This is a genomic window from Arthrobacter phoenicis (assembly GCF_047238215.1).
GTDB lineage: Bacteria > Actinomycetota > Actinomycetes > Actinomycetales > Micrococcaceae > Arthrobacter.
Window position 1 is genome coordinate 2,013,526 of record NZ_JBDFMK010000001.1, and the last position, 25,671, is coordinate 2,039,196.

General features: G+C 63.2%; 24 protein-coding genes. 12 read left to right on the forward strand and 12 right to left on the reverse strand.

Features of this window, described 5'->3' with window-relative positions:
* Positions 1 to 543: 543 nt before the first annotated feature.
* Positions 544 to 1,125: a recombinase family protein gene (locus tag ABC337_RS09410; protein WP_412884198.1), complete on the reverse strand. Its 582-nt coding sequence runs from the start codon at positions 1,123 to 1,125 to the stop codon at positions 544 to 546.
* A gap of 350 nt (positions 1,126 to 1,475) precedes the next feature.
* Between ABC337_RS09410 and ABC337_RS09415 the strand changes: the two genes are divergently transcribed.
* From ABC337_RS09415 to ABC337_RS09430, 4 genes are all read left to right on the forward strand, one after another.
* Positions 1,476 to 2,738, forward strand: a complete 1,263-nt coding sequence (locus ABC337_RS09415) for an MFS transporter (RefSeq protein ID WP_412884197.1) — start codon at positions 1,476 to 1,478, stop codon at positions 2,736 to 2,738.
* A complete protein-coding gene (locus ABC337_RS09420) occupies positions 2,722 to 3,099 on the forward strand; it encodes an ArsR/SmtB family transcription factor (protein ID WP_400599932.1) in 378 nt (125 codons plus the stop codon). Before ABC337_RS09415 ends, ABC337_RS09420 begins: the two co-directional genes overlap by 17 nt.
* A 171-nt stretch (positions 3,100 to 3,270) precedes the next feature.
* A complete protein-coding gene (locus ABC337_RS09425) occupies positions 3,271 to 3,813 on the forward strand; it encodes a Chromate resistance protein ChrB (protein WP_412884196.1) in 543 nt (180 codons plus the stop codon).
* The gene (locus tag ABC337_RS09430) at positions 3,810 to 5,072 is read left to right on the forward strand and encodes an MFS transporter (RefSeq protein WP_412884195.1); all 1,263 of its coding nucleotides are present in this window, start codon (positions 3,810 to 3,812) and stop codon (positions 5,070 to 5,072) included. Before ABC337_RS09425 ends, ABC337_RS09430 begins: the two co-directional genes overlap by 4 nt.
* Here the strand turns inward: ABC337_RS09430 and ABC337_RS09435 are convergent.
* The 5 genes from ABC337_RS09435 to ABC337_RS09455 form a co-directional block, all read right to left on the reverse strand.
* The gene (locus ABC337_RS09435; RefSeq protein WP_412883490.1) at positions 5,041 to 6,333 is read right to left on the reverse strand and encodes an ISL3 family transposase; all 1,293 of its coding nucleotides are present in this window, start codon (positions 6,331 to 6,333) and stop codon (positions 5,041 to 5,043) included. The genes ABC337_RS09430 and ABC337_RS09435 overlap by 32 nt on opposite strands.
* Before the next feature lie 315 nt (positions 6,334 to 6,648).
* The gene (locus ABC337_RS09440; protein ID WP_412884954.1) at positions 6,649 to 9,444 is read right to left on the reverse strand and encodes a DNA methyltransferase; all 2,796 of its coding nucleotides are present in this window, start codon (positions 9,442 to 9,444) and stop codon (positions 6,649 to 6,651) included.
* Positions 9,445 to 9,632: 188 nt separating this feature from the next.
* Positions 9,633 to 10,046 (reverse strand): PIN-like domain-containing protein, encoded by a 414-nt coding sequence (locus ABC337_RS09445; protein ID WP_412884194.1) that lies wholly within the window; start codon positions 10,044 to 10,046, stop codon positions 9,633 to 9,635.
* Positions 10,043 to 10,675 (reverse strand): DUF433 domain-containing protein, encoded by a 633-nt coding sequence (locus ABC337_RS09450; RefSeq protein ID WP_412884193.1) that lies wholly within the window; start codon positions 10,673 to 10,675, stop codon positions 10,043 to 10,045. The genes ABC337_RS09445 and ABC337_RS09450 overlap by 4 nt, the downstream gene beginning before the upstream one ends.
* A 527-nt stretch (positions 10,676 to 11,202) precedes the next feature.
* Complete coding sequence (locus tag ABC337_RS09455; RefSeq protein ID WP_412884192.1) at positions 11,203 to 11,697, reverse strand: MarR family winged helix-turn-helix transcriptional regulator; 495 nt, start codon at positions 11,695 to 11,697, stop codon at positions 11,203 to 11,205.
* 104 nt (positions 11,698 to 11,801) lie between these two features.
* Between ABC337_RS09455 and ABC337_RS09460 the strand changes: the two genes are divergently transcribed.
* On the forward strand, positions 11,802 to 12,734 hold the full coding sequence (locus ABC337_RS09460) for an NADP-dependent oxidoreductase (RefSeq protein ID WP_412884953.1): 933 nt from the start codon (positions 11,802 to 11,804) through the stop codon (positions 12,732 to 12,734).
* A 146-nt stretch (positions 12,735 to 12,880) separates the two neighbouring features.
* Here ABC337_RS09460 and ABC337_RS09465 read toward each other — a convergent pair whose 3' ends face one another.
* Positions 12,881 to 13,645 (reverse strand): carbohydrate kinase family protein, encoded by a 765-nt coding sequence (locus tag ABC337_RS09465; RefSeq protein ID WP_412884191.1) that lies wholly within the window; start codon positions 13,643 to 13,645, stop codon positions 12,881 to 12,883.
* Between the two features lie 269 nt (positions 13,646 to 13,914).
* Between ABC337_RS09465 and ABC337_RS09470 the strand changes: the two genes are divergently transcribed.
* Both ABC337_RS09470 and ABC337_RS09475 read left to right on the forward strand, forming a co-directional pair.
* Complete coding sequence (locus tag ABC337_RS09470; RefSeq protein WP_412884190.1) at positions 13,915 to 14,241, forward strand: histone-like nucleoid-structuring protein Lsr2; 327 nt, start codon at positions 13,915 to 13,917, stop codon at positions 14,239 to 14,241.
* Between the two features lie 149 nt (positions 14,242 to 14,390).
* Positions 14,391 to 14,558 (forward strand): hypothetical protein, encoded by a 168-nt coding sequence (locus ABC337_RS09475; RefSeq protein WP_412884189.1) that lies wholly within the window; start codon positions 14,391 to 14,393, stop codon positions 14,556 to 14,558.
* A 757-nt stretch (positions 14,559 to 15,315) separates the two neighbouring features.
* Here ABC337_RS09475 and ABC337_RS09480 read toward each other — a convergent pair.
* Entirely contained in the window at positions 15,316 to 15,903 is a 588-nt protein-coding gene (locus tag ABC337_RS09480; protein WP_412884188.1) for a DUF4304 domain-containing protein, read from the reverse strand.
* A gap of 226 nt (positions 15,904 to 16,129) precedes the next feature.
* Entirely contained in the window at positions 16,130 to 16,549 is a 420-nt protein-coding gene (locus ABC337_RS09485) for a hypothetical protein (protein WP_412884187.1), read from the reverse strand.
* Positions 16,550 to 17,557: 1,008 nt separating this feature from the next.
* Between ABC337_RS09485 and ABC337_RS09490 the strand changes: the two genes are divergently transcribed.
* Positions 17,558 to 17,863, forward strand: a complete 306-nt coding sequence (locus ABC337_RS09490) for a hypothetical protein (protein ID WP_412884186.1) — start codon at positions 17,558 to 17,560, stop codon at positions 17,861 to 17,863.
* A gap of 315 nt (positions 17,864 to 18,178) precedes the next feature.
* Here the strand turns inward: ABC337_RS09490 and ABC337_RS09495 are convergent, their stop codons facing one another.
* Positions 18,179 to 18,340, reverse strand: coding sequence for a hypothetical protein (locus ABC337_RS09495; RefSeq protein WP_412884185.1), 162 nt, complete (start codon positions 18,338 to 18,340; stop codon positions 18,179 to 18,181).
* Positions 18,341 to 18,978: 638 nt separating this feature from the next.
* Here ABC337_RS09495 and ABC337_RS09500 point away from each other — a divergent pair.
* The 3 genes from ABC337_RS09500 to ABC337_RS09510 all read left to right on the forward strand — a co-directional run bounded on the left by ABC337_RS09500 (position 18,979) and on the right by ABC337_RS09510 (position 21,648).
* Positions 18,979 to 19,596: a GNAT family N-acetyltransferase gene (locus tag ABC337_RS09500; protein ID WP_412884184.1), complete on the forward strand. Its 618-nt coding sequence runs from the start codon at positions 18,979 to 18,981 to the stop codon at positions 19,594 to 19,596.
* Positions 19,597 to 20,266: 670 nt separating this feature from the next.
* Entirely contained in the window at positions 20,267 to 20,509 is a 243-nt protein-coding gene (locus ABC337_RS09505) for a hypothetical protein (RefSeq protein ID WP_412884183.1), read from the forward strand.
* Positions 20,510 to 21,141: 632 nt separating this feature from the next.
* Positions 21,142 to 21,648 carry a hypothetical protein gene (locus tag ABC337_RS09510; RefSeq protein ID WP_412884182.1) on the forward strand — a complete coding sequence of 169 codons (507 nt, stop codon included), beginning with the start codon at positions 21,142 to 21,144 and terminating at the stop codon, positions 21,646 to 21,648.
* A 231-nt stretch (positions 21,649 to 21,879) separates the two neighbouring features.
* On the opposite strand, the gene ABC337_RS09515 is transcribed toward ABC337_RS09510, so the two are convergent.
* Together ABC337_RS09515 and ABC337_RS09520 are read right to left on the reverse strand one after the other, a co-directional pair.
* On the reverse strand, positions 21,880 to 22,695 hold the full coding sequence (locus ABC337_RS09515; protein ID WP_412884181.1) for a methyltransferase domain-containing protein: 816 nt from the start codon (positions 22,693 to 22,695) through the stop codon (positions 21,880 to 21,882).
* A 9-nt stretch (positions 22,696 to 22,704) separates the two neighbouring features.
* Positions 22,705 to 23,196 carry a MarR family winged helix-turn-helix transcriptional regulator gene (locus ABC337_RS09520; protein WP_412884180.1) on the reverse strand — a complete coding sequence of 164 codons (492 nt, stop codon included), beginning with the start codon at positions 23,194 to 23,196 and terminating at the stop codon, positions 22,705 to 22,707.
* Between the two features lie 190 nt (positions 23,197 to 23,386).
* Here ABC337_RS09520 and ABC337_RS09525 point away from each other — a divergent pair, with 190 nt between their 5' ends.
* Positions 23,387 to 25,594 carry an MMPL family transporter gene (locus ABC337_RS09525; protein ID WP_412884179.1) on the forward strand — a complete coding sequence of 736 codons (2,208 nt, stop codon included), beginning with the start codon at positions 23,387 to 23,389 and terminating at the stop codon, positions 25,592 to 25,594.
* Positions 25,595 to 25,671 lie beyond the last annotated feature (77 nt).

A 25,671-nucleotide genomic window follows, 5' to 3' on the forward strand; every position in this document is an offset into this window, starting at 1 on the left:
GTTCAATGACCACTACCCGGCGCTGGTCTGCTGGAGCCCACCGATCACCAACCGGCCACAGCCGGCCCACTTCGGCCCCTGTAGGGACCCTTACAGCTATCCGAGTACCCACAGCGTTCCAGTTCTGGCCGCAGGAACGAGAGACCACCGAACCCGGGAACCATGAAGCCCGAAGCGTGGTGGTGAGGGCGGCGTGCATCAGGCAAAGCACGAAGAAAGCGCTTCCCACGACCGGACCGAAATTCCCTCTACAAGCACATACCGGCGCCCGGAGGACGCCAGCGTAATAACCGGCCCGGCGTTCGATAGGCGATTCCCTCGCGGCAGCGAGGCGACGAATATCGCCGCAAAAGACCGCCATCTACCGCCGAAAATTGTCGTTTTCAGAAGTCGTCTGCACTCGCTCCCGCGGAATTCCGGCGTAGTGCAGACGAGTACGGACACGGAGATGTCACAAGTCCCCTGCACGGAATTGCATTCCGCTCAATAGTCCTCTGCACCAACCGTCACTTTTCAGAAGTCGCCTGCACCAAACAGCAGCGACTATTGCGTCGAAGCCCTAGTCGCGCCCGTTGCCGGGACCCACCGGTAGAGCGTCGGGACGGAGACGCCGAGGCTCGTGGCCACTTCCCGGGGCGGTGTTCCCTGGTTGAGTAGTTTGCGGGCTGAGCGGATCTTGGCTTCCGTCATGATGCGTTTGCGGCCACCTACTCGTCCCTGTTCGCGCGCGGCTCGGAGTCCGGCTTGGGTGCGCTCGACCATGAGCTCCCGTTCCATCTGGGCCAGGGATGCCATCACGTTGAAGAAAAAGCGCCCGGAGACCGTGGTGGTATCGATCGCGTCGGTGAGGCTGACGAAGCCTACGCCGCGGTTGTTTAGGCCGCCGGCGAAGTCCAGGAGGTCTTTCACGCTCCGGCCCAGGCGGTCTAGCTTCCACACCACCAGGGTGTCACCGTCGCGCAGGGTGTCTAGCGCCTGGCCGAGTCCGGGGCGGTGAGACTTGGTGCCGCTGATCGTGTCTTCGTAGATTTTGTCGCATCCGGCCTTCTTCAGGGCGCCGATCTGCAAGCCCAGGTTCTGGTCCCGGGTGGAGACTCGGGCGTAGCCGATTCGGTGTGAGGTCATGGGTGTTCTCTTCTCAAAACTCAGCCTGGTGTGTTGGTTCGACTGTACCGTTTTGAGAACTATTTGTGAGAACGACCGGCCCTGAGCTCGGTTTTTCGTCCCAACGGCGGTTTTCCGCAGAAAGATGCCCGTTTGCAACAGCTCGCTGCGAACACCACGATTCTCCAATCAACCTGTTCTTGAAATCCTTCGTTATCGATAACGACAAGACGGGGCCGTACGAGAGGAGTCCGCACACCCCTGGAGCGCCCCTGCATCCAATTGCGGCCGAGGGTGAAACATCGTAAGGACGAAAGTCCACTACAGTGGGTGCATGGACGCGCACATATGCACTTAAGGGAGTTGGCCTGATGTTAGCGGTTTTGCGGAATGTGACCTACCGGCGGCTGTTCGCCGCCCAGATCGTGGCCCTGGTCGGCACGGGCCTGCTCACGGTGGCCCTGGGGTTGCTGGCCTATGACCTGGCGGGCCGGAACGCCGGAGCGGTCCTTGGCACGGCCCTGACGATCAAGATGCTGGCCTATGTGGGTCTCGCCCCGGTGATCACTGCCCTGGTGGCGCGGCTCCCGAAAAAGCCGGTGCTGATCGGGGCGGACCTGATCCGGGCGGCGATGGCACTGTGCCTGCCCTTCATCACCGAGACCTGGCAGATCTACGTCGTGATCTTCCTGCTGCAGTCCGCCTCCGCGACCTTCACCCCGGCCTTCCAGTCGCTGATTCCCACCATTTTGAAGGACGAGCGGGACTACACGCGCGCGTTGTCCCTCTCCAGGCTGGCCTATGACATGGAATCCCTGGTCAGCCCGGCCCTTGCGGCGTTGTTGCTGACGCTGATCAGCTACAGCAACCTGTTCATCGGAACGGTTGCCGGTTTCCTGTTCTCGGCCTTCATGGTCACCATCACGGTTCTGCCCCGGCTTTCCGCCCCGGCCGGGCCGCAGACGTCCCTGTGGCACCGGACCACCCTGGGCACACGGATCTTCTGGCGAAACCGGCGCCTGCGGTCCCTGCTGGCACTGAACCTCGTGGTCGCAGCCCCGACGGCCTTGGTGCTCGTCAATACTGTGGTCTACGTCCGGGATGTCCTGCACCGCCCCGAAACCGACCTGGCCCTGGCCCTGGCCTGCTTCGGCGTCGGTTCAATGATCGTTGCCTTGTCTGCGCCCCGGGTCCTGGACCGTTTCGGGGACCGGGCGGTCATGCTCACCGGCGCCGCCCTGATCCCCGCCGTGCTGTCCGGCGCCACACTCCTGACCCTCCTGGGCGTCGGTGGTGCGGGATGGTGGCTGCTGCTGGGGCTGTGGTTCCTGCTCGGTGCGGCGAACTCCACGATCCTCACCCCCTCCTCCCGGCTGCTGCGCGATGCCTCCACCGAGGAAACCCGGCCCTACGTTTTCACGGCGCAGTTCTCCCTCTCCCACGCCTGCTACATCCTGACCTACCCGCTGGCCGGTTGGATCGGGGCGGCCGCCGGTTTGGGCTGGGCCGCGCTGGCCCTGACAATTATTGCGATGATAGGCAGTGCGGGTGCATTCCTGTCCTGGCCACGTCACACCGCCGCGGCATCCCAGGAACCAGCCACTGAGGAGCAGACCGTTGAGCAACCGGCCTAGCAGCGCGTTGAACACTGTCCCCGGGGAACCCTCCCTGGCCCACCCGGTCACCCCGGGCCCGGAACTGCTCGAAACAGCCGCAGGCACGCTGCGGATGCTCGCCGAACCCACCCGCCTGCACCTGCTCTGGCAGCTTTCCACCGGACCGAAAACCGTCACCGAACTCACCGACGCATCCGGTGCGCCCCGGACCGTGGTCAGCCAGCACCTGGCCAAACTCCGGCTCACCGGCCTCGTGGACACCCGCAAAGACGGCCGGCACGTCATCTATTCCCTGCACGACGGGCACCTGGTCCGGCTCATCCGCGAAACCATCAACCACGCCGACCACCGGATGACCGGGGAACCGGCCCACGACTGACGCCTCTCCCCATGCCGGTAACCCGCCGCCGCCATCGAAAGCACTGACCACTGAGCTGGACCCGCCAAATAGCGCTGACAAAACAACGCCAAATACCGCTGCGCTTCACGCGTTAGGTGCATCCGCATGCGGACGGGCAGGGGATATGTAACAGCAGTTACAATTGCACCTGTGACTAACACATTGGAATCTTCCTGGCTTGTGATGCTCGTGCAGGTGCCCTCTGAACCGTCCCGGCACCGGGTCGCCGTCTGGCGCGAGCTGCGGCGGTTCGGTGCGGTTCCGGTCGGACAAGGTGCATGGACGGCCCCCGATGTGCCGGTGTGCAGGGAAGGTGCCGACAAGGCGCGGGCTCTGGCCCGTTCCGGCGGCGGTGAGCTGATCCTGCTGACCACGGGCTCCACTGATGCTGATGCTGCGAAGCTCCGTGCATTGTTCGACGCTGCCAGGGAGGATGAATGGGCGGAGTTCGTCGCTGATTGTGGGAAGTTCAAGGACGAAATCGCCCGGGAAATCTCCAAGCATAAGTTCACGCTGGCCGAGTTGGAAGAGGAAGAACAGAACCTGGAACGGCTGAGGCGGTGGTTCCGCACGATCCGCGCGAGGGACGTCTTCGGCAGCCCATCGGCAGCCAGAGCAGATGAGGAATTGGCTGCCTGCGCCGTTGTCTTGGAGGAATTTTCCGGGCTCGTTTATCAGGAGCTGCACTCATGAATGGTCCTGCTCCCGCCCTGGCGGCCCGGACGTCCTCGGCGCCGTTGTACGCTGCCGGGTTCGTGACGGCCTTCGGCGCCCACAGCATCGCAGCCGGCATGGGTGCCCAGAGCGAGAACATCGGCCTGACGCTGCTGAATCTCGGCATCCTGCTCGCCGTGTACGACCTCGCGGAGGTGTTCCTGAAGCCGGTCTTCGGTGCGCTCAGTGACCGGATCGGCGCGAAACCGGTCATTGTTGGTGGCCTTCTGGCCTTTGCTTTGCTCTCGCTCATCGGCCTGTGGGCTGCCAATCCGCTCATGCTCGGCCTGGCCCGTCTCGGCCAGGGTGCGGCAGCCTCGGCGTTCTCTCCGGCATCCTCGGCGATGGTCGCCCGCCTGGCCGGGGGCAGGAACGCCGGCACGTATTTTGGCCGGTACGGGTCCTGGAAGAGCCTCGGATACGTCATCGGACCATTGCTGGGGGCGGGCCTGATTTTCGCCGGCGGGTTCGCGCTGCTGTTTGCCGCCCTCTCGGTGCTGGCTGCCGTCACGGCGGTGTGGGTGATCGTGCGCGTGCCTCATCTGGAGCCTCTCCCGCGCCGGCGCTACACGGTGCTGGATCTGGCGCGCCAGGTCACGGAGCGGCGGTTCCTGATCCCCACGTTGGTGCTGGCGGCCTCGACCGCTGCGTTGGGATCCGCGATCGGGTTCCTTCCCGCGCTGGCCACCCGGTACGGGCTCGGACCCTTCGCAGGAACGGCCGCCGTCAGTGTTCTGGCCATCGCCTCGGTCCTGATCCAGCCCTGGATCGGCAGGTCGCGCGACCGGGGCCGGATCGGCGATGCCCGCGGCATGAGAACCGGGCTGCTGCTCACCTCCGCCGGTATCGCGATCCTCGCGCTGGCACCGGGGCCCGTCACTATTTTCCTGGCCGCCGCCGCAATCGGTGCAGGCGTGGGTGTTGCCACGCCGCTGGGCTTCGCCCACCTGGCCGATACCACTCCTCCGGAACGGATGGGGCGAACCATGGGCTCGGCTGAGCTCGGACGCGAACTCGGAGACGCCGGCGGCCCCCTCCTGGTCGGAGGGATCGCCACGCTCGCCGGGCTGCCTCTCGGCCTTGGCGCCCTGGCCCTCGTGGTTGCCGCTGCCGGCGCTCTCCGCCTGAACCGCAGCCCGGAACCCCGCGCCCACACGGTTACCGGCTCTTCAAGGTTTATGGGGAAATTGATTCCGCGGATGAGTGTCATGCCGCCGTCCGGACGGCACTGGTCATGAGGATAATCGATTTGTAGTTCCCTGCGTTGCGGTAGCCGCGGGCGGTGCGTTTGATGTGTTTGATTCCGGTGTTGTTGGCTTCGACCTTGCCGGTTGTGGCGCCGGTGACGATGAGGACTTCGATCTCGTTCCACCACCGGCAGACAGTGCGGTAGAGCTTGTTCGTCTCCGGCCTTCCGGCGGCTTCAACGAGGGTCATGAGTTCCTCTTTCGCCGCGGCGGCGTCAGCCAGCGAGTTGGTGCGCAGCAGCGCCCGCAGCTTTTCCTTGACCTTCCAGACTGCCTCGAGCTTGCCGGTGGCGTCATCGGCGGTGAAGACCTCAGCCAGGCGGTGGGCCGCGGGGTCAGAGAGCTTGTCGCCGGCGCGCAGGAGCAGCATCCGGTGGGCCCAGGCCTTGTCGATGCCGCGGCCGCGGCGGCCCTTGACCTGCTGGGAGAGGTTCTGCCGGGCCTCTGTCACCGCCTGGTTGGCCAGGGACACCAAGTGGAAGTGATCGACCGCGACAGCGGTGCGGGGAAGCCACATCCTCAACGCTTTCCGGAATGCGGCCGAGGGGTCGATCGCAACGACCTGCACGCCCAGCCGCCACTGAAGCGGGCGGGCGAAGAGCCAGTCGCCAACGCCCTTGTGGTCCCGGCCATCGACCACACCCAAGACCTGCCCGGTGTCCAGATCCACGATGGTGGTCATCCACGGCTCGTGCCGGATCCACGAGCTGGAGTCCGGGTCACGGAAATACCGCACGGATCGGAACCGGTGTTCGTCGATGCCCAGCATGCGGGGGCTGAGCTCATCCACGTCCGGCAGCGTCAGAAGGCAGGCTTCGTTCAGCGCGGCACGGACCATCCACCAGGACACCGCGAACGCAGCGGCCGTCTCGGACACGGCCCTGCCGGAATTGATGACCGCATCAACGACGTGGTCCCGGAGCCGGCCCGTGGAACGGGCGCGGCGCGGGACCTGGGCGGTGGATTCAAAGAAGGAAAGCCGCGGGCAGGCCGGTTCCTCGCAATGCCAGCGGTACTTGGACCAGAGCACCTCCACGGCGCCGGCGACAGGGATATCCCGGATCCGTTGGAGGCGCCGTTCCTTCCGCCGCGTCGCGACAACACCGCAGCTCGGGCAGCCTGGTGGCTGGTCTGTTTCGACGATGATCTGGCGGCGCCCGTCTTCCAGCACGGTGACGGAGAGGACGCGGTAGTCGGGCAGGTTGAAGATGCTGGTGGCAGCGTCGAACGCCACGAAGGTAGGCTCAGTCAAGGCTCGTGGTCCTGTTCCTGGTTGAATGCTAGACACACTCATCCCAGCAGGGCCACGGGCCCCTTTTTTAGCTACGACACGAAATCAGTTCCCCACGAACCGCGAAGAGCCCGGTTACCGGACGGACCGCCATTCACCGCGAGAACCCAGCGAACCAGTCTCCAGCCGCGCGACCAGAAACAACGAGGTACCAGGGCGCGGCAGCACCACAAACACTTCAGCTCCGCTGAGATACAGATCTCCTGTGCCTAAGGGAAATCAGGAAGGGCACGCACTCAAGTGCCGGCCCTTCCGCTTTATGGCTGCTCCCAGTGATTACACTCGCGTTTCTGCGTCGGCTCCGTCGCCGTGCGAATCGCTCACAATTCGAAGACCAGAGCCGGATGAACCAGCCGTGAGCTGGGCGTAGCGGTCAAAGAGCCGTTCCTGCCTCTCTAGGAGGCTTGGCGCTTTCCGGAATCCGAAGACCGCATCAACAGCGCGGTCCAGAGCCTTGTGTGCTGTGACCAAGCCCTGCGGCATCGCTAGCGGGTGATACAGATCAGCCAACGTACGCCCGGGATGAGACTCACGGGCTTGAAGCACGTCTTGTCCTGCTTCAATGACGCGGGAGCGTTGAAGCTCAGTCATCTCAGACAAGGGAAAGTTGTTCCACACAATGGTGTTTGAGAATCGGAGGTCCGATTTCAGCCGGCCCCCTACCGTCTTTTGCCACGTCATGAACATGGCCGACGATATGACGCCAAAGAGGAACCCATCAACGTCCGGGGCGGTGAAAGCTAGATTGCTTGTTACGACCTCCGGGTCAAAACGACCGCAGGTTAGATAGGGCCTTTGCTCGCTCACAACGGAGGGGATGCACAGATAAGGAACCGAAGGTTGCCGGCGCTCTGCAAAAACGGCTGGTGTGGAAGCGAGGGCTTTCGTAGCGGCCTTTGGGCTCTCAAGCCGGAACCGCCGCACGTTCTCTACCCGCTCCCTCAGAAGCTCTGAGCCTCTCAAATCCTGCGCAGAAACTGCCTCCAGCCATAGGCACCAGCGATCTCCGCCGTTGATCAGCTCGCGGGCACCAACAAACGGCCGCATGTACTTCCCGGCAACTGCATCATTTCTAAGAGCTCGAGCTTCCTCACCTTCACTGAGAAGGTACCCGCCGTCTGTGGGCTGCGACCCCTTCGTAACCGGAAGGAGATGCGGCGACAGCGGTTGACTTCGTTTCTCGATCAGAACAGTGGGGGCGTCCACGAGGTAGGGATTGATAGAGCGCGTGTCGACTTCAACCGGTTCTGACTTAGGTGTTTCATATTCCCAAAGGCGTGCTTTGGCGGAGGGGTCCTGGTCGAACCCGACAATAACGCAGTGCACAGCTGCTTTTCCGGTGGCTTCCGACGTCCACGCAAATGTCCGGTGGGCAAAACGGATCCTCCAACCGTCCCGAAGGATTGGCCGAAAGAGAGCTGGGACAGGCTGACCCTGTGTAATGGAATTGGTCGTGACGAACCCAAACCGGCTGCCAGGGGCGGCTTTGAGGAAACTGAGCGCTTTTGCGTGCCAAGCGGTGACGTAGTCCAGATATCCGTCATAGTCCCCTCCCCACGCTTGCTTCATGCCTTCGGTTTGCTGCGCAGACTTGGAGTATTGCCCGATAAAGGGTGGGTTGCCGAACACATAGGTGGCGCGATTCCCTGGGTGGGTGGCTTCATTCCAGTCCACTGCTAAGGCGTTGGCGTGAACGATTGAAGCAGCTTCGCGAATTGGCAGAATCGACGGTGGCTCACCTATCTCGCCCAACTGTTGGGTGACCCGGTGCTGAGTCAGAAACATGGCGGTCTGCGCGATCTTCGCCGGCCACCAGTTGATCTCTATTCCACCGAAGTGATCGGGCGTCACTTGCAGGCCCCAAGTCGGGTCGAGGGTGTAGTCCATTTGTCCCGACAGTTCTCGTAGTCTGGCGAGGATCCGGAACTCGATGTCCGCCATTTCTCTGTAGGCGACGATTAGAAAGTTCCCGCAACCACAGGCTGGGTCCAAATAACGGTAGCCGCCAAGCTCGGTGCGCAGCTTCCGTAGCTCTCCTGGGGAGGTCCACGCGAGCTGGAGACGCTCTTCGAACTCGTCCAAGAAAAGAGGGCGCAGAACCTTCAGTATGTTCGTTTCAGTTGTGTAGTGCTCACCGTGTGCCCTCCGTTCCTCCCGGGAAGTAAGTCCCTGGAACAAAGAGCCGAAGATAGCCGGGGAGATGCCGGCCCAGTCCAGCTCGCAGGCCGTCAAAAGGGCTTGACGCATTTCCGCAGTGAAGTCCGGGATGTCGACCCGGTCGGCGAAGAGTCCACCGTTGACGTATGGGAAGACTGAGAGCAGCGGTGACAGCGTGGCAGAGCGTCGTGCTGGCGGCGTATCCAATATTTGGAACAAGTAGGCGATGGAAGGACCGACATCTGACCCATCCGGGCTGGTGGAATTCTTAAGGTAAGCCTCGAAAGACCCCGGTTCCCATAGGCCGACAGCATCGTCTCCGTACAGAAGAAAAAGTATCCGTGTCATAAAGATCGCGGCCTGCTCGGAGTGGTGTGAGTCTTCATCCGTGTCAACGTCACCAAGAAGCACTTCGTAGAGCGCTGACATAGACCGAGCTGCCTTAACGGATACGGCCTCATCCTCGCCCTGGCGACGTCGAGGCGGCGTGTAGCCGCCCAGAAAAGCGAAGCGTTGAACGTATTTTGGAAGGTCTTTTAGTCGGAAAGAGAACGGTGGGTCATCGGATTCCAGGTCGTCCAAGGTGATTCTGTCGAAATCACAAGAGACCAGAAAACGAGGGAACTCGTGGTGGCCGATGTCCCCTCCCCGCAGGTAATCCTCCGCTTGAGAAACCCCGCGCCCTTCATCCTTGCCCAGCGATTTGTGTTCAGCAATCATCACTCCAGGCATGAAAACATCAATGCGCCCCTGACGGCCAGTAGATGCCCGCTTCGCCCACCGCTCGTAAGACGCTACTTCCCGCCGCGCTACCCCAAAGATGTCAAAGAAGTCATTCCACCAAGACTGCGACTCCGCGTTCTCCCGCGTTTCCCCCTGCCAGTCCGCAACAAACTTCCGTGCTCGGTTCTGCATCTCTCGCAAGCTCAACGGCTTCTTCGACGGTGCGTGCGGTAACGCCACAAGATTCCTTCCCCCATAGGTCAATTCCACGACTGTATGACAGACCCGCCCGTGGAACGAACCAGCGGGGCGGTCAGCGCCACAGATGGCTGCAGTGGCGCTGGAGCGCCGAAGCCGCCGCGCTCTCCTGCGTCACTCGCCTAGATGTGCTCGACCGTGAGCCTCTTTGTGTGATCATGTGGCACGGCGCCAAGGCGGAACAGGGTCGGTGCGGCGGTGGACGTCCGCAAAACAAGCGTGAGGCATGACACAAGCTGGGCGAGTACGAGGCCGTTGAAGTCCTTGCCCTTCACACCCAGCGGCGGGCGCTCGATCGCGGCGAAGTGTAGCCCCGCCTTCCGCAGTGCATTTCGCTCGTCGTCGAGGCGAAGGATCTTGTGGTCCAAGCTAACCAAGACGTCAAAGGACTCCTCAGCGGCCGAGCGGAAGAGCTTCGGATCGAGCGTGCCGCGCCAATTCAACGAGGTCACAGAGTGGAATTCGCAATTGCGGAAGGCCGCTTCCAACGAAGGCATGAGGCGGTAAGAGACACACTCGTCGAGGAGGAACTTCAAGCCGCGGACCCCCGGTGGGTTGCCGTGACCTCGACGCTGAAATCGACAGCGTCCTCCGCCGCCGCTCGGCTGACGTCGGGATAGTAGTAGTGAAGGTCATCGAAGTCCTCCTCATCCGGATGCTCGCCGAGGAACTGTGTTACGACGTCGTAGGGCACGCGGGTACCGTCGATCGTCGGCCAGCCGCCGAGGCGGTCGCCATTCACAGCCAAGCGGGGCCGAGGGTGCTCGAAGTCGGCTACTGTCTGATTCTGGAGATTCTCGAAGGGGCGGAAGATGTCAGCTAGCGTGAAGGCCGCCATTTGACCCTTGTGCCGAACGAGGTCAACGGTGTTTCCCGAGCCGTCTGTGACGGCTATTGTTCTGCCATCGGTCTCGAATCGGTATGCCGAGGGATGATCGTTGAAGTTAAGCGACCGGAGGGTCCCGAATGCCGTTCGTATGCTCTGAAGTGACGTGCGCGCGCGGAGATAGGACATAGCGCGAAGCGCCGTAACGTCCCGGAAAGAATAGAGCGGTGGTCGGCCGGCGCTCACTTCGGGGATGAGAAGGCCGGATCTGCGCCACAGGTACAACTGGTGCAAAGAGGTGCCTGAGAGGGCCGCAGTGAGGTCGGCTGGAAATGACACGCGCTCTCCCTCCCTAGGATCGAATGGCCCTTATTTTGTTCAAACGATCCCAGAGGGAACCGACAGAATCATATCGCCGCGCCGATAAGGTCCTTGTCCCGAGTAGGCGTCGCTGAGCCCCGGCTAGGATTCTCAACTACACGACTCAATCCTCGCTGGGCTTTGTCAGCTCCCCACGCGACATTGCGGAGTTATCCAGTCGGGACTCCAGCTAAGGGGTTGGGACAATGCTGCTGTCTTGAAAACGAGTCACCATGCGAACTCGCGGTCGGGTCAATAACGACCGTTTGTGCCTAGTTCGCTGGGAGTGGCTGGATCCGCTTGAAGGCGGCCTTTTTCGCGGCTACCGGGAACGGCAGAACTCGACTGCGGAATCTCGACGCTGATTCCTGATCAGAACTCTTGAGTGAGTGAGTTTTGCGGTGCCTGCCGAGGGTGGACAGTGCTGATCCGGCAGCGAAACAGTGTTGAGCTCAGCGATGGACGGGAGAAACAGTGCTGAGCTTTGTCCCTGTCCTCGGTCAGAGTCATTTCCGCCGGCGGGGCGAGGCCGAGCGCGGGGGCGCGGAGCGGAGTTGTCCGGCGGCCTTGCCCATGATGCGAGCGAGGTCTTCGACGTCGTCGTCTGAAAGGGCAGCGAAAAGCAGGGTCCGGACCGCGTCGATGTGGCCCGGAAAAACCTCGCCCAGGATCGCGCGACCGTCCGCAGTGAGGGTCACCAAGGTGCTGCGTTCATCGTCGGGAGAGGGGGAACGTGTCACCAGTCCGCGCTTCTCCAGCAGTTGGGCCTGATAGGTGAGGCCGCTGCGGCTGTAGACCAGCCCGTCGGCGAGATCGGTCATGCGTCGCACCCCATCGGGGGCGTCGCCCAGGGTGGCGAGGAGCTGGAACTGGACGTAGCTCAGGTCCCCGGCCTCGCGCAGTTGCTTTTCCACCGCGTGGCGCACAAGGCTTCCAACTTCGGTGAAGGCGAAGTATGCCGCGAGCTGGCTGGGGCTGAGGGGTGGGGGCGTCTGAGTCATAACTCCATTCTAGGGGTTGCTTCGAGTTCGAAGCAGTGCTAGATTCCTCTCGTGCTTCGAATTCGAAGCAATAGACGAGAAGGAGAATAGCCATGAAGGCAGTTATGAAGGCTGTGCAGTTCGAAAAGGTTGGCGGACCCGAGGTGCTCCGTCTGTTGGAGATCCAGCGTCCGAGCCCGGCAGCCGGGGAGGTCCGGCTGCGGGTGGAAGCGTCGGCCTTCAACGCGGCTGACAAAGGAATGCGGGCGGGCTTCCTCCCCATTCCGGTGGTGCTGCCTCATGTTCCTGGCTACGACGTGTCCGGCACCGTGGACGCGGTGGGGGAGGGCGTGGAGGGCGTCGCCGTCGGGGACCAGGTGATCGCGTTCCTACCAATGGAGCACGACGGCGGCGCCGCCGAATACGTTCTTGCCCCGGCCCGCGCGGTCGTTTCGGCCCCTGCGGGCATCCCGCTGGCCGACGCGGCGGGGCTGCCGTCGGTGGGCCTGACAGCATGGCAGGCGCTCTTCGACGAGGGGCAGTTGGTCGCCGGCCAGCGGGTACTCATCGTGGGCGCCGGCGGCGTCGTGGGTAAGTACGCCATCCAGCTGGCGAAGCGGGCCGGCATCGGGGTGGTGGCCACGGCCAGTCCGCGAAGCGCCGCGGCCGTCCGGGCAGCCGGGGCTGACCAAATCATCGACCACACCCGCTCAGACCTGTTGAGTGCCGTTACCGGCCAGGTGGATGTGCTGCTCAATCTCGCTCCGATCGATCCGGAGGAGTTCGACGGGCTTGTCGCCCTGGTGCGCGACGGCGGAGCGGTAGTCAGCACCACGGCGTTCATGGCGACGCCGGACGACGCGGGCCGCGGTGTCCGTGCCGCCACCGTGTTCGTCCAGCCCAACAGGGACCGCCTCGCCGAGCTTGTCTCCCTTGTGGATAAGGGAGAGCTGACAGTGGAGGTCGGCCGCCGGATCCCGCTCGCCGAACTTCCCGCCCTGCACGCCGAAGCCGCTGAGGGGCGCGTGGCCGGGAAAGTCATCGTCCTCGCACGGTGAAGCCGGTCCCCGCATCAAGACCCCGATGCCCTTCGAGTTGCGTCCCATTCCGTCCGGATCCCCCACCCGCTGGTGTCAGGCGGCGGAAGGGTCGGGCACCGGAGCCTGGTTCAGTGCCTAGGCACAGAGACGGCGGGTTGGCCGAGCTAGCCTTCGAGGACGGGGTGCAGGTGTTCGCTTTGGAGGGCGACGCGGGCCTGGTTCGCCGCGGCTTCAAGGGACTCCGCTACCGACGCGCCGTGCAGACTCGAGGCCAGGAAGCCGGCCATGAAGGCATCGCCGGCACCGTTTGTGTCCACGACGTCGACGGGAACGGCGGCCACCTCGTGCCGTGTACCGTCGGCCTCGAGGGCCAGGGCGCCTTGCGCCCCGCGGGTGCAGATCGCCAGGCGAGGGCCCCGGGCGAGGCAGGAGCCCATGAGCTCCCAGGGATCGGTTGTCCGGTCATCGTTCATGAAGACGACGTCGGCGGCCCTCACGAACGGGTCGTGGAACGCGGAGGACCCGTCGTAATCGTGAAGGTCCATCCATAGCGGTTTCTTCCGGACCTCGTCACGTTCGAGCAGCAGCAGGCCAAGCTCACTGAGGTCTATGACGGCACGATCGGCCGCGACCAGCGTTCGCACGGCAGCGTCAACGTCCTCCACGGCCGGTGTGGAAGGCACCGAGGTGTACAGCGAAACCCGGCCCCCGTTCTCGGTCATGAGGTTGACGTGGCGCTCGGTGCGCTCGGATGTAATCGCGTCGACAGGGATGCCCGCGGTGGTGAAGGCGTCCCGGACCCGGCCGCCGGCGTCGTCCGCGCCCAAAGGCGAGCACAGGCGCACGTTGATGCCGAGATCCGCCAGGTGTAATGCCTTGCCCGCCGAGGTGCCCCCGACGGTCTCCCACGAACGGCGCGCGAACTGCATATGCGGCACCGGTTCCGGTAGATGATCCAGCACGACCAGGTGGTTCCACGATGAGGGACCAAAGACAGCAACAGATGGGAAACCAGGCACGTCCGCAGGCTACCTTGCCGAGCCCTCGGACCGGGCTGACAAGCTCGCTCCCGCGCCGAAGGCATATTCCGGGAAAACCGTCCCGACGGCCCGGACCGCGAGTTTGAAATAGTGTGGTGTCTCAACGACTGGCGTTGGCATGGGGGAGCAACACCGCTAATCCGAACAAAGGAATCCCATTGGCCCGCAGAGTTCATGTTCAGCTGATCGACGACATCTCAGGCGAAGACGCCCAGGAATCCGTGCGTTTTGCCCTCGACGGTGTCGAGTACGAGATCGACCTGGCGGAAGAGAACGCGGTCGGGCTGCGGAAAGCGCTTGGACCCTACATCGCCCACGGCCGCCGCGTTCGCGGCTCCTCAGCCGGCCGGAAAACCACCGCCAGCGCGTCCAACCGGGAACAGAAGCAGCGGATCCGGGAGTGGGCCGAGGCAAACGGGCACAACCCCAGCGCCCGTGGCCGCATCAGCCGGGACATCATGAAGGCATACGAAGACGCCCACTAGGCGGAAGGTGGAGGCCGTGGACGAAGCCTCGAATTGCCCGAGACGAGAGCGGTTCGTTGAGATTCGCGTGGTGCGCTCGGTACGGAGCGCCCCGTTCGCACGTCCTTTGACGCCCGCTTAGTGGCCGGCCCCGCTGGTACCGTTCAATCATGGGGACCCAGAACAAAGCTGCCAGATCTGTGATCGTTTTCCTATCCGGTTTTCTGCCCTGGGCGCTCCTGTGGTCATCGATCGGTGCGATGCAAGCGTTCCTCATTGGGGTCTTCGTTGCGGTGGCAGCGGTATTCCTCTTGACCCGCCCACGCAAGGAAGCGTGACGGTGAGCTTCCTCAGGGGAGCCCTTATTGGGCTGGCTGCCTTTCTCCTTCTCAGCGCCGTCGGCGCCATGCTGTACGGCCGAACCGGGGTGTGGCCGACTGCCGTCGCCATGATCTTGATTATCGGGTCGATGATCCTCGGTGGCCGACGGGCCGCGACAGGGCGGAGGCGGGGTTGAATGATTTATTGGGGCCGCCTGCGAGTGGTTTCGGGGTACCGATGGCCCTTCGGCCACAGGCCGGCTGCGTGGCGCAGCTCGGTACGCCAATAACCCGACTTTCTGCATGAATGGGGTTGTAGTGGTGATGATGGAGCGTGTGCCCATGCCGCCGGGTCTTGTCGCGCTTGTGGCCTGCATTGCCGACAGGCTTCCAAGCCACGTTGCGCACCCGCTGGTCTATCAGTCGCGGGTAGCGACAGTTGTCGAGAAGGTTCCAGGGAGATCGATTAGCGTGTTTGTGCCTCCTGGGGCCACCAGAGTGCCGCTACCCGATGGACCGCTCGAGCCGATCCCGGCGGTCCTGGGCGGAGACGGCGAACTGACTGAGGAGCTGATCGTTTGGCTTGACGGAGGACTCATCGTGGGGCTGGAACAGCCTTGGTTCGGTGATGAGCCGCCTAAAAGGTGGCCGGCGGTCGAGGCTCCCGATTTTTCATAGCTTGGTGGTGCAACGGCCAAGGCAGCGCTGGCGCCTATGGTTAGGAGTAAATTGTGCCGCCGGCTGTCCGGGCTTAGCCCCGACATCTGGCGACAACCTATTTAGCAGTGGGTGGATTACTGTCGGACGTATCTGACTGATCTGGAGACTGGGTGGACGTCACTGTGTGCCATGGCAGCTCATGTCCCCGTCGTCGGAGTTCTTCGCGCACTGAACGGGAAACGAAGCAGGGTTTTTCCGTGAGGAGGGGCACCAGGTCGTCCAATGAGGGGGTGCGGTTCATGAGGTCTGAGATCGGCACGACGACGACTTCGGTGAGTTGCTCGACGAGTGCTGTCTCGGGCAGGCGATCTCTCGTCTCAGAATTCAGGAGAAGGATTCCGGGAAGGTTATGGGCTGTCAGTCCATCGGATCTGACGTAGTCGATGGTTGGGATGACGCCGGTGTCCTCGGCTCGGAGCGCCAGGGCGCACATGTGTGCTGCTCGGAAGTCTCCCGAAGGAACCGCCGCATGCCAGCCAAGATTGACGTAGAAGTTGTCTCCGCCCCAGGAGGACTTCTGGAGGTTGACTACTTGGTACTCGCCGGCAGAGGTTGTGCGGAACCAGTTGCGTGCCCGTTTTCGGTAGCCACGCGCTTTGAGCACGCCCGCGAAGGTGTTCTCGATTATTTTCGTTTCGTCCACGGCACCTAGTCTCGCGCGGAATGTTTGTTAATGCGCCTCGACACTGAATTTAATTGTCGGGGAGTGTCCCAGCCAGGAGGACCGAAAGGACGCGGCCAAAGCCGTCCGGACTGTGGCCGGCAACGCCCCAGGGATCGCGTCGGCGCATTGGTGTGAGGCATCCTGTTGGCGGGTACTCCTGCCGTGCTTTTGGTCTGTTTCCGTGTAGTCAGTGGCCGTGGGGGTCCTAGATAGTCGAAGGATCGGACGAGTCCGTTTTGAGCAGCATTTCTCTTAGGGCGTCGATCTCGGCTGCGAGCTGCTCAGAGGGGTATGCCTTTGACTTTCGGGGAAGATACTCGCGGACGAGCCGCGCCGTCTCAGGGAGCACACTGGCCAGCCAGGCGCGAACCGCGGCGGCCGTGTCCAGCCCCTTTGGGACCGAATGCCAGATGATGAATCGTCGTTGCTTGCGCCCGACCATGGCGGCGTGGACTCCGGTGAACTCGGGTTCCCTGTTGGGGTGCCACGAACGAAATGCGATGTCGACGACGTAGTCCTGGTCGGATTGGCGAGGGGCGAAGCTGGCTACCTGCCTTTTGACTTCCTGGAGGGCCCAACGCGGCGGACCCCAATCCTCGATGATGCCGCCTGTACTGATAGCCATGGCCGCAATTATGGTTTGGGTATCGCTGATCCCGGTGTGTTTAGATACAGAAAGTGGAGTTTTATGTCGCTCTTAGGTCGTCGGCGAATTCTCCGGCCCGGCGGATTGGGATGCGTCGTCACCACCACTTATCGCCAGACTCGATTCGATAGAACCGGCTGAGCTCTTTGGCGATGTCCTCTTTTGTCGCGGCCAGGAACCCTACGTCCAGTCAGTCCAGTCCCGGTATCCAGAGAATGCGCGCATGGACCGTGAGGAGTGGCCACGCGGCATCCGGCCAATCCCGGCTCGCCAAGTCGTTCGTGTATTCGTCCAACATGCCGCTATACCGGACTCGATCTGAACTATGAGATGTTCCCAGGCCGCCATCAGCTCGTCAAGGCTGAAGGCTTTCTTTCAGCCACGGTCGCGGAGTGGCCGGCCGGCGTGATCGATCGACTGGATATCCTCAGCTGTAAATTCGTTTATGGTGCCACCATCAGAACTTGCGACGGGGGGCTAACAACGTGGCCAACGCGGGGGGAGCGCCAGCGGGCCCAGGCATCCCGGTCCATTGGAGGCGAGTGAGCGAGGAACGGCGAGGACAACTATGGCTTCAGAAGCTAAGGCATTCGAGATTCCGCGTGGGACGAAGACGTACGTCTGCACTCACGTCTTCGACCACAGCCGGCCGGTGCTATATGTGACCCGCCCGGACGGTGACTGGTGCGCCCTCTGCGGAGATAGTCACCCGGACGACGCCAGCGCCTACCGGGTGGTTGGAATGGGTCACGTGCTTGACCACGACTCATCTGTCGCTGACGTGCTCGACCTAAAACCAAATCAAGAAGCAGAACGGGAGACAGTGGGAGCACCTTGGGTTAGGAGCGACTTCTGACTCGGCGACCGGAAATCGAGCGACTATACGATGACTTTCACACTCGAAGGCACTTTTAGGGGCGTCGATCTGGTGGTGCCGGCCATAGGCATATTCAGAGGTACGGGGTGACATCGAAAGGTGCATATTGAATGACTCCAGATGTGATGCACGAGCTGCTGCTGGCGGGCGAGGACGACTGGGTGAGCCTGGACGAGGCAGCTTGGATAGTGGCTGAGGGGGACTTCACTGAGGGTTCCAGGGGTGGTGAGGTTTTCCAGGCCGCCTTGATGGTCCCGGGGGATTTAGGCGAGACCGACTTCGAGGAGTGGCCAGGTTCGGCCGAGGACTGGGTCGCCCGTGCCGTGGACGAATTGGAACATCTTGCGTGGCCGCCTATGGGCACTGGCTTCTGGCTGCGCTTGACTGATCGAGGGCGCATGCGGCTCGTGGACTAGTTGGGGGAGAGGGCGCCAACGTCGGCGGTTCAGCCGTCAAATCGAGTCAGAGGCCCGCCGTGAGGGAGGCTAGTCAATGGCATTCCCAGAGCGGCCGCTCTTACATGGGCGCGGTTGCGTGGGGGTGAAGCCCGATGAAAGGAGACACCAACTAGTGAGTCTGGTCCAGACAAATATGAGGACCTTGAAACCGTCGAGGAAGGAGCCTCGCGCTGGGGATGTTTTCGTGCTGCAGATGCCGGATGACCAGTATTCCTTTGGGCGGGTGATCAGCACGACCGCGATGGTGAGCGGCCGGATGCCGGCACAGTTGATTTACGTCTTCAAGACCAGGGCGGGTTTCCCTGCGCCATTGAGGCCCACCACGCCGAGAACTTCCCCGGGACGCAATCCCACCGTGACCTCACCGCATACCGGGGCACCCGCATAGCCCGCCAACACCCGCTCAACCTCAAGAACGGCCCCCACATCAGCCATCCAGCCAGCCTACCGGCGACGGCGGTGGCCAAGTCGCCGCATGTTTCAATTCAGGGACCATACGGGGGGAGGAACCGCCCCGGCCAAATAATCTCAGTGCCTAGAAACGCTAGGGTTCCGAGACGCTGCATGTATAGCGTTTAGGGCACCTTCACGGGCGCCTGATTCCGACTTTGCGGCGTAGGCTCGGCACTATGCGAATGTCGCGAGCTGCTGCGGATGATTCCGTCGGAGGCGGCGATCTACCGCCAAGCTACAGAGTGCGTCTTTGGTTTCCACCGCCGGACACGAATTCCGCCTGGCTCGTTGATGAATGGGATGTCAGCGATGCCAGAGAGGTGACGGACGTTATCGCATGGGCGAGAACCAAAGCAGGAGGAAATCCCTTTGAGGTTTTCCTCCGCTGGGAGGACCACCATACGTCCAACAATGATCAGCTAGAGCCGTACGCCCGGTATGCACTGATTTACGGGAAGCCTGCAACCGACGACTCGACCACCGAGACCATCTTCTTCGAATCGAAGTAAACCGTGCGACGCTCCGGTATTCGGTTAGGGGATCCTCTTGCCGGACGGGGCTCACCCCTGATTCTGACCGATGAGTCGGTACGCTCGATGAAACACACTCTGGGGGAGTGAATGGGGACAGATCTAGTAGTTCGGAGGTGCACCGATCGGGAGTTGGCCGCGCTTGAAGCCGGCGAACCACCAGGGTCGGGGATCGCACGCCGCTTTCTCAGAGAGCAGGCCGCCGGAAACATTGTCTTCGCAGCTGCGTGGCGGGATGAACAGTTGCTTGGCACTGTCGTCTTGGATTTCCGCTCCGAGGAAGCCCCGGAACTTAAGCACCTCCACGTCCAGGAAGCCTTTCGGGGTGCCGGGGCAGGTACAGCCATGTGCCGGTGGATTGAAGCGCAGGCGGAGCGGAGTGGCTTCGGCAAGCTCTATCTTGGTGTCGGCGCCGATAACCCTGGAGCCCGTCGGCTCTATCAGCGGCTGGGATTCACATTCGCTGGGCGGTCGACCACAACAACCTACCAATATGTCGACCACGACGGGCAAAAGCAGTGGGCAACGGAAACGGACGACATACTCGAAAAGACCCTATCCGGTCGAGAGTTCTCGGTCTTTCGTGAGCCAACGTCCGGTCAGGGATCCCATTCCGGGGCTAAGGCTTCCGGAATGCAACCGGCTCACGGGTCCCCGTTCGAGGAGCATCCTGCGGCTGTGACTTGCGGTGGATGTTCGAGTGGGTAGGCTCGCGGCATGGCGTCCTCCCATATACCGCTGGCATGGTTCGACAATGGCATGATCCAAAAGCCCGCAGAACTGGGGAAAAGATGACCGCCGGACGATGGGGACTACTCGTCGTTGCAGTAGCGGTCCTGATCGTCTCCGTAGTTCTCGCTGTTCAGGGTTCCACGGGCCTTTGGTTCACCGCAACGGCAATGGGCATCCTGATCTTCGCGACCTTGCGTGCAGGACTCAAAGAAAAGCGGCGGTCCCCCGGAGAATAATCGTTGAACTGTTCCAGGGGCCTTCTTACTGTCCGGAAGGGGATCGGCTAACGGGCAAGCTCTGATTCTTTCACCAAGGCCAGTGGCAGGATCGAATCAATCACGTGGGTACCGGAGGTCTGTGGGATGATCTGCTGGTCTGGGCGACGGGACAGGCCGTGGAGAGTATCCCGCGGGCGGATATCCGCGGAGTTAGGGCGGCGGAAAGCTTTGCTTCACAACGCCGATTTTCAAGTCCGGCCCATACGGCTCGATCTGACGGTCATATTCTCCGAAACCAACCGAAAAATCTAACCTCATACCCGTCGAACAGCCACGGCCGCCGAGGATAGAGTCGTATTGTGGCTACGCCTTCGCAAGATCCTCGACCCGAGATCCTTGTCGACGTCGATTACGGGTACACCTGGCCGATGTCCACCATATTTTGGGCGCTAGAAGATGTGCCTGATTGGAAGAGTGAACTTCCAAAGGCTCTGTACGAAGATCTTGAGGCCTGGGCAAAATTCTTCAACGAACATGCCAATGAAGAGACAGGGATGTTTGGGAGTGAACAACGCCGCAAACACTTTGACCTGGAAGGGGTTCGCCTCCGAGATGAACTCGAAAAAGTTCTCGGAGATAGATTTCGCTTCCGTCTCCGACTTTGGTTCTAGATAACGGTCAAATGATGCAGCCCTTTGCGCACTGGGGACTGCTCCGGCTTTAGGTGACTCCTAGGCACCGGATGACTTGAGGTGTCCCAGTGAGGGATCCCCCCCAACGGACGGGCTGATGGCTGGTTTGTGCACCGTCGCGCGCCCACACGCGGATCCCCAAGCGGGCACCGCAGCATCCAGAGGCACGGGCAGTCCTGGCTCCCTTCGGCGGAGTGCGCTGCCGGGACTTTCACTTATAGGGTCTGAATCATTGCCGGTGTGCCTGCCCACCATTGACTTTCGGGACCGGCTGCGGTGGCGGAAGCACCACGATGAACAGGGTGGCAAAGGCCGACGAAGACGGAAATAAGAAACCATGCGATCCTGCTTCGGTATTTCTGTTCAGCCAACCCAGCGTTGATCAACGCGATGGCGAACCAGACTGCGCCTCCAGCCGAATAGTCATTCATAGGGCTACTCAACCACAGCCGAATCTCTGTGCTTCGAAAAATCCCGGCTCATAGGTACCCAACAAAGTGCCCGGTAAGCGATCCCTCACCGGGACATCTCGAGCAGATGAGCTCGTCGGACGCAGAACTTCGGAGGTTGGCCGTCGTGATTAGACGCCTGAGCGCAGTTAGGGTGACTGCATGAAGGTACTCACACATGCTCCTGCTGATCTCGTCATCGGAACGAGCGATGGTGTCGACGTGCGCTTTGCCGGAGCCCAGTTGAAAGACACGCCGGGCGACGTCGCTGGTGCCAATGCACGAAGGATCGGTATCCACTTGTCTCTCAGTGGTGTGCGCGGTGAAGAGACGATGTCTCGGGACGTCCTGTTTGAACGGGACCGCTATGAGTGGGCGGAACGGCGCAAGGCTGCGAGAGCGGATGCAACCGAGAACGCTCCGGCGATGCCTGGTGTCGCTGTCTTTGAGCGGCTGACCACCGTCGTGTCGGATGATCTCGGGACCGAATACCAGTGGTCAGGAGGCCAAGTAGCGGGCGGTGGCACGGAATGGGAAGCCCATTGGATCTACACCCCGGCTCCACCCGCGGAGGCCCGGACGCTTCGTTTTGAGTTCAGCATCGATGGGCAGCCAACCGGACGATACTGCGAGCTCAAGCTCTCGGAGTCCGACGCCGCTGGCCTTTGAAGGTCACTCTGCACGACGGAGGATCTTCTTGCGGACTCCGGAACCGGCTGTCAGGGCTGACCGAGGTGTCTCATAACCTAGGTGCCTCAAAACCCTAGGGTAATGAGACGGGTGACTGGCATTGAGAGCTACAGACATGAATACGACCAAAAGTTTGTCGAGCATTCGATAGCCGCTGGCGGTCACGGACCCGGTACTTCTCGGTGACCCTGTCTTGAGCCGAGCTCAAGCTCAGGCGCGGGCGATGATCTCGCCGTTGGGGATCAGGAACCAGCCGTCGTCGGTGGATCCCCAGCGGTGCCAGCCCGCGGAGATCCGGGCGAGATCCGCGGGAGTGGCGAAGCCGTACTCCACGGCCTGCTCCGCGAAGGAGGAATGCAGCACCCGTTCGCCCCAGACCCTGGCCTGCCAGCGCCGGGTCTGGCCGGTGGCGTAGAGCCAGTTGCTGCTACTGGGCGCGACGTCGGTGAAGCCGGCGGACTGCGCCCAGGACACCAGCCTCCGCCCGGTGTCCGGTTCCGCGCCGTTCTTGCGGGCGATCCGCTGGTACAGCTCCATCCATTCATCCAGCTCCGGTACGGCCGGGTGCCAGCTCATGCCGTGGAAATCGGCGTCGCGGGCGGCGACGATGCCCCCGGCCTTGGCCACCCGCCGCATTTCCCGCAGCGCGGCCACCGGGTCGGTGAGGTGCTGGAGGACCTGATGGGCGTGGACGACGTCGAAGCTTTCGTCCTCGAAGTCCAGGTCGTAGAGATTGCCGGCCACGAACCGGGCGTTGGCGGTGCCGCGTTCGGCGGCCAGCGCGGAAGCGTGGGCGATCACCTCGGCCGAGCGGTCCAGCCCGGTCACTTCCCCGGGCGCCACCAGGGCGGCGAAGTCGCAGGTGATGCTGCCAGGGCCGCAGCCGACGTCAAGCACCGAAACGCCCGGGGTCAGGTGCGGGAGTACGAACGCGGCGGAGTTCTCCGCCGTGCGCGACGCGTGGGCGCGGACCACGGATTCGTGATGGCCGTGCGTGTAGACATCCTCGGGCTGTTCGGCGCTCATGGCCACAGGCTACGCGCTTCCGGAAGCTTCCTCGCCTGCCCGGACCGTGGCGGCGATCATCGCGGTCAGGAACCGGGTGGCCACCTCCAGTTCCTCCGCGGTGAAGCGTTCCATTGCGGCCCCCATGTGGCGGGCCAGCGGCAGGAACATGGCACCGCCGTCGTCGAAGGCCTTGGCCGTCATCCTCAACTGGACCTGCCGGCGGTCCGTGCCCTGGCGCTCCCGCACCACGTGGCCGGAACGGTCCAGCCGGTCGATGAGCGCTGTGGTGGCGGGTGAGCTGAGGTGCAGTTCCCGGCGCAGCACCCCGGGGGTGACCACCTGGTTCTTGGCGGTGTGCTCCATGATCACGGACAGGGCGTTGAGGTCCGTCCGGTGCATGTCGTTACGGGCGCCGGCGGCGTCGACGTAGCGGTTGGCCTCCAGGCTGAACTCCTGGAGCAGCCGGACCAGCGGCGACGGCTCACCGGGGCCGCCCTGCGGTGGAACATCTGCTGACACTGTCCGCTCACCTCCTCCTACGATTCATCCCCCGGCGCACCTGGCGCCCCACGGAGTTTACTCCAGGGGACTGGGCGGATCCCGGGCAGGAAACACATCCCAATTTATCTAGCCAGGCACTTATATCCATCATGGAGATAATCTATGATTTACTGAAGTCTACTCCGTACCGCCCCCAGAGAAGGACGCCATGAAAACCAAGCGGCAAAACTCGACCCGTGTACCGTTCTGGCTCCGCTGGCTGGTGCCCGTCCTGCTGGTGGTCACCTGGCTGGCCATCGCCGGCATCGGCGGCCCCACCTTCGGCCGGCTGAGCGAAGTCTCCTCCAATGACCAGGCCTCCTTCCTCCCGGCCGGCGCCGAGGCCACGGAAGCGCAGGACTGGCAGGCCAAGTTCCGCGACTCCAAGGAGATCCCCGCCGTCGTCGTGATCGAAAGCGACGCCGAGTTCACGCCCGCCCAGCTCGGCCAGGCCGCCGCGCTCAAGGGCAAACTGGAGGAACTCAAGGCCGGCAGCAGCGTGATCGGGCCGATCCCCTCCAAGGACGCGAAGGCCGTCCAGTTCGTGGTCCCCATCGCCTCCTCCGACGAGGTCAAGAATGTGATCAAGGAGGTCCGCGACGAGGTCAAGGCCTCCGCCCCCGAGGGCATGCAGACCTTCGTCACCGGCCCGGCGGGCCTCACCGCGGACCTGGTCAGCGCCTTCGGCGGCATCGACGGCATCCTCCTGCTCGTGGCGCTCGGTGCCGTGTTCGTGATTCTCCTGGTGGTCTACCGGTCCCTGCTGCTGCCCATCGCGGTGCTGTTCACATCCGTGTTCGCCCTCTGCGCCGCCATCCTGCTGGTCTTCGGCATGGCCAAGCTGGGCTGGATCCAGCTCAACGGCCAGAGCCAGGGCATCCTGTCCATCCTGGTGATTGGCGCCGCGACCGACTACGCCCTGCTCTACGTGGCACGGTTCCGCGAGGCCCTGACGCACACCACCAACCGCACCGCCGCCGCCCTCACCGCGTGGAAGGCCGCGTGGGAGCCGATCCTGGCATCCGGCGCCACGGTGATCATCGCCCTGCTCTGCCTGCTCTTCTCCGACCTGAACTCGAATAAGGCGCTGGGCCCGGTGGCGGCCGCCGGCATCCTCTGCTCGCTCTTCGCCGCGCTCACCCTGCTGCCGGCCATGATGGCGCTACTGGGCCGCGCCGCGTTCTGGCCGTTCCGGCCCAAGGTGCTCCCCGAGGAGGAGCGCGAGCCGGAATTCGTCACCGGCCTCGAGGGCCAGAAGGGCCTGTGGCGGGCCACCGGCTCGCTGGTTTCCCGCCGGCCGCGCACCGTCTGGGTGGCCTCGGTCCTGCTGCTGGTGGTCGCCGCCGCGGGTGTGCTCCAGCTCAGGGCCAACGGCGTCCCGCAGACCGCCGTCATCCTCTCCGCCTCCAACGCGGTGGACGGCCAGAAGGCTCTGGCACGCCACTTCGACGCCGGCAGCGGCAGCCCGGCCGTGATCGTGACCGACCAGGCCAAGGCCCAGGACGTGCTGGCCAAGACCAAGGACACCGACGGCGTGGGCGATGCCTACCTGGTGGCCGACGGCGGCGCCCCGGTCATCCCCGGCGCTCCCGGTGCCGCCACGGAACCCGCGGTCCGCGACGGCCGGGTCCTGATCAACGCCACCCTGAACGATGCGGCCGACTCCAACGAGGCCGAGAACGTCGTCGTCGAACTCCGCAAGGAGCTCAAGGCCATCGACAGCGGCGCGCTCGTCGGCGGGGTGACGGCCACGGCGCTGGATACCAACACCACCGCCCAGCGCGACCTCGTCACCATCATCCCGGTGGTCCTGGGTGTCATCCTGGTCATCCTGATGCTGCTGCTCCGCTCAGTCCTGGCGCCGGTGCTGCTGGTGGCCTCGGTGGTCCTCTCCTACGGCGCCGCGATGGGTGTCTCCGCGGTCGTGTTCAACCACGTCTTCGGCTTCCCGGGGGCGGACGCCACCGTCCCGCTGTTCGGCTTCGTGTTCCTCGTGGCCCTCGGTGTGGACTACAACATCTTCCTGATGAGCCGGGTCCGCGAGGAATCCATCAAGCACGGCACCCGGCCGGGCATCCTGCGCGGCCTGGGCGTCACCGGCGGCGTGATCACCTCCGCCGGCGTGGTCCTGGCCGCCACCTTCGCCGCCCTGGGCGTCATCCCCATCATGTTCCTGGTGCAGCTGGCCTTCATTGTGGCGTTCGGCGTGCTGCTGGACACGGTCCTGGTCCGGTCCCTGCTGGTCCCGGCCCTGGCCTACGACCTGGGCCACCGGATCTGGTGGCCCAGCAAGCTGGGCCGGGCGGAGACCGACCGTGCGGCGCGGGCCCAGGTCACGCAGCCCGAGCCGGAAGCCGCGGAGGCGGGCGTCCGCTAAGACCTTCCCCGGCCGCAGCCGCCGTCACCGGCCCTGGTTCCCCCACCAGGCAACCGTGGCGGCGGCTGCCTCGTTAA

Excerpts from the sequence above, each read along its gene's own strand:
- ABC337_RS09490 (WP_412884186.1), top strand. The coding sequence starts at position 17,558 with ATGACTCCAGATGTGATGCACGAGCTGCTGCTGGCGGGCGAGGACGAC.
- ABC337_RS09460 (WP_412884953.1), top strand. The coding sequence starts at position 11,802 with ATGAAGGCTGTGCAGTTCGAAAAGGTTGGCGGACCCGAGGTGCTCCGT.
- ABC337_RS09440 (WP_412884954.1), bottom strand. The coding sequence starts at position 9,444 with ATGCAGAACCGAGCACGGAAGTTTGTTGCGGACTGGCAGGGGGAAACG.
- ABC337_RS09510 (WP_412884182.1), top strand. The coding sequence starts at position 21,142 with ATGAAGGTACTCACACATGCTCCTGCTGATCTCGTCATCGGAACGAGC.
- ABC337_RS09415 (WP_412884197.1), top strand. The coding sequence starts at position 1,476 with ATGTTAGCGGTTTTGCGGAATGTGACCTACCGGCGGCTGTTCGCCGCC.
- ABC337_RS09430 (WP_412884195.1), top strand. The coding sequence starts at position 3,810 with ATGAATGGTCCTGCTCCCGCCCTGGCGGCCCGGACGTCCTCGGCGCCG.
- ABC337_RS09515 (WP_412884181.1), bottom strand. The coding sequence starts at position 22,695 with ATGAGCGCCGAACAGCCCGAGGATGTCTACACGCACGGCCATCACGAA.
- ABC337_RS09495 (WP_412884185.1), bottom strand. The coding sequence starts at position 18,340 with ATGGCTGATGTGGGGGCCGTTCTTGAGGTTGAGCGGGTGTTGGCGGGC.
- ABC337_RS09505 (WP_412884183.1), top strand. The coding sequence starts at position 20,267 with ATGTCCACCATATTTTGGGCGCTAGAAGATGTGCCTGATTGGAAGAGT.
- ABC337_RS09475 (WP_412884189.1), top strand. The coding sequence starts at position 14,391 with ATGGGGACCCAGAACAAAGCTGCCAGATCTGTGATCGTTTTCCTATCC.
- ABC337_RS09485 (WP_412884187.1), bottom strand. The coding sequence starts at position 16,549 with ATGGCTATCAGTACAGGCGGCATCATCGAGGATTGGGGTCCGCCGCGT.
- ABC337_RS09465 (WP_412884191.1), bottom strand. The coding sequence starts at position 13,645 with ATGCAGTTCGCGCGCCGTTCGTGGGAGACCGTCGGGGGCACCTCGGCG.
- ABC337_RS09500 (WP_412884184.1), top strand. The coding sequence starts at position 18,979 with ATGGGGACAGATCTAGTAGTTCGGAGGTGCACCGATCGGGAGTTGGCC.
- ABC337_RS09410 (WP_412884198.1), bottom strand. The coding sequence starts at position 1,125 with ATGACCTCACACCGAATCGGCTACGCCCGAGTCTCCACCCGGGACCAG.
- ABC337_RS09525 (WP_412884179.1), top strand. The coding sequence starts at position 23,387 with ATGAAAACCAAGCGGCAAAACTCGACCCGTGTACCGTTCTGGCTCCGC.
- ABC337_RS09455 (WP_412884192.1), bottom strand. The coding sequence starts at position 11,697 with ATGACTCAGACGCCCCCACCCCTCAGCCCCAGCCAGCTCGCGGCATAC.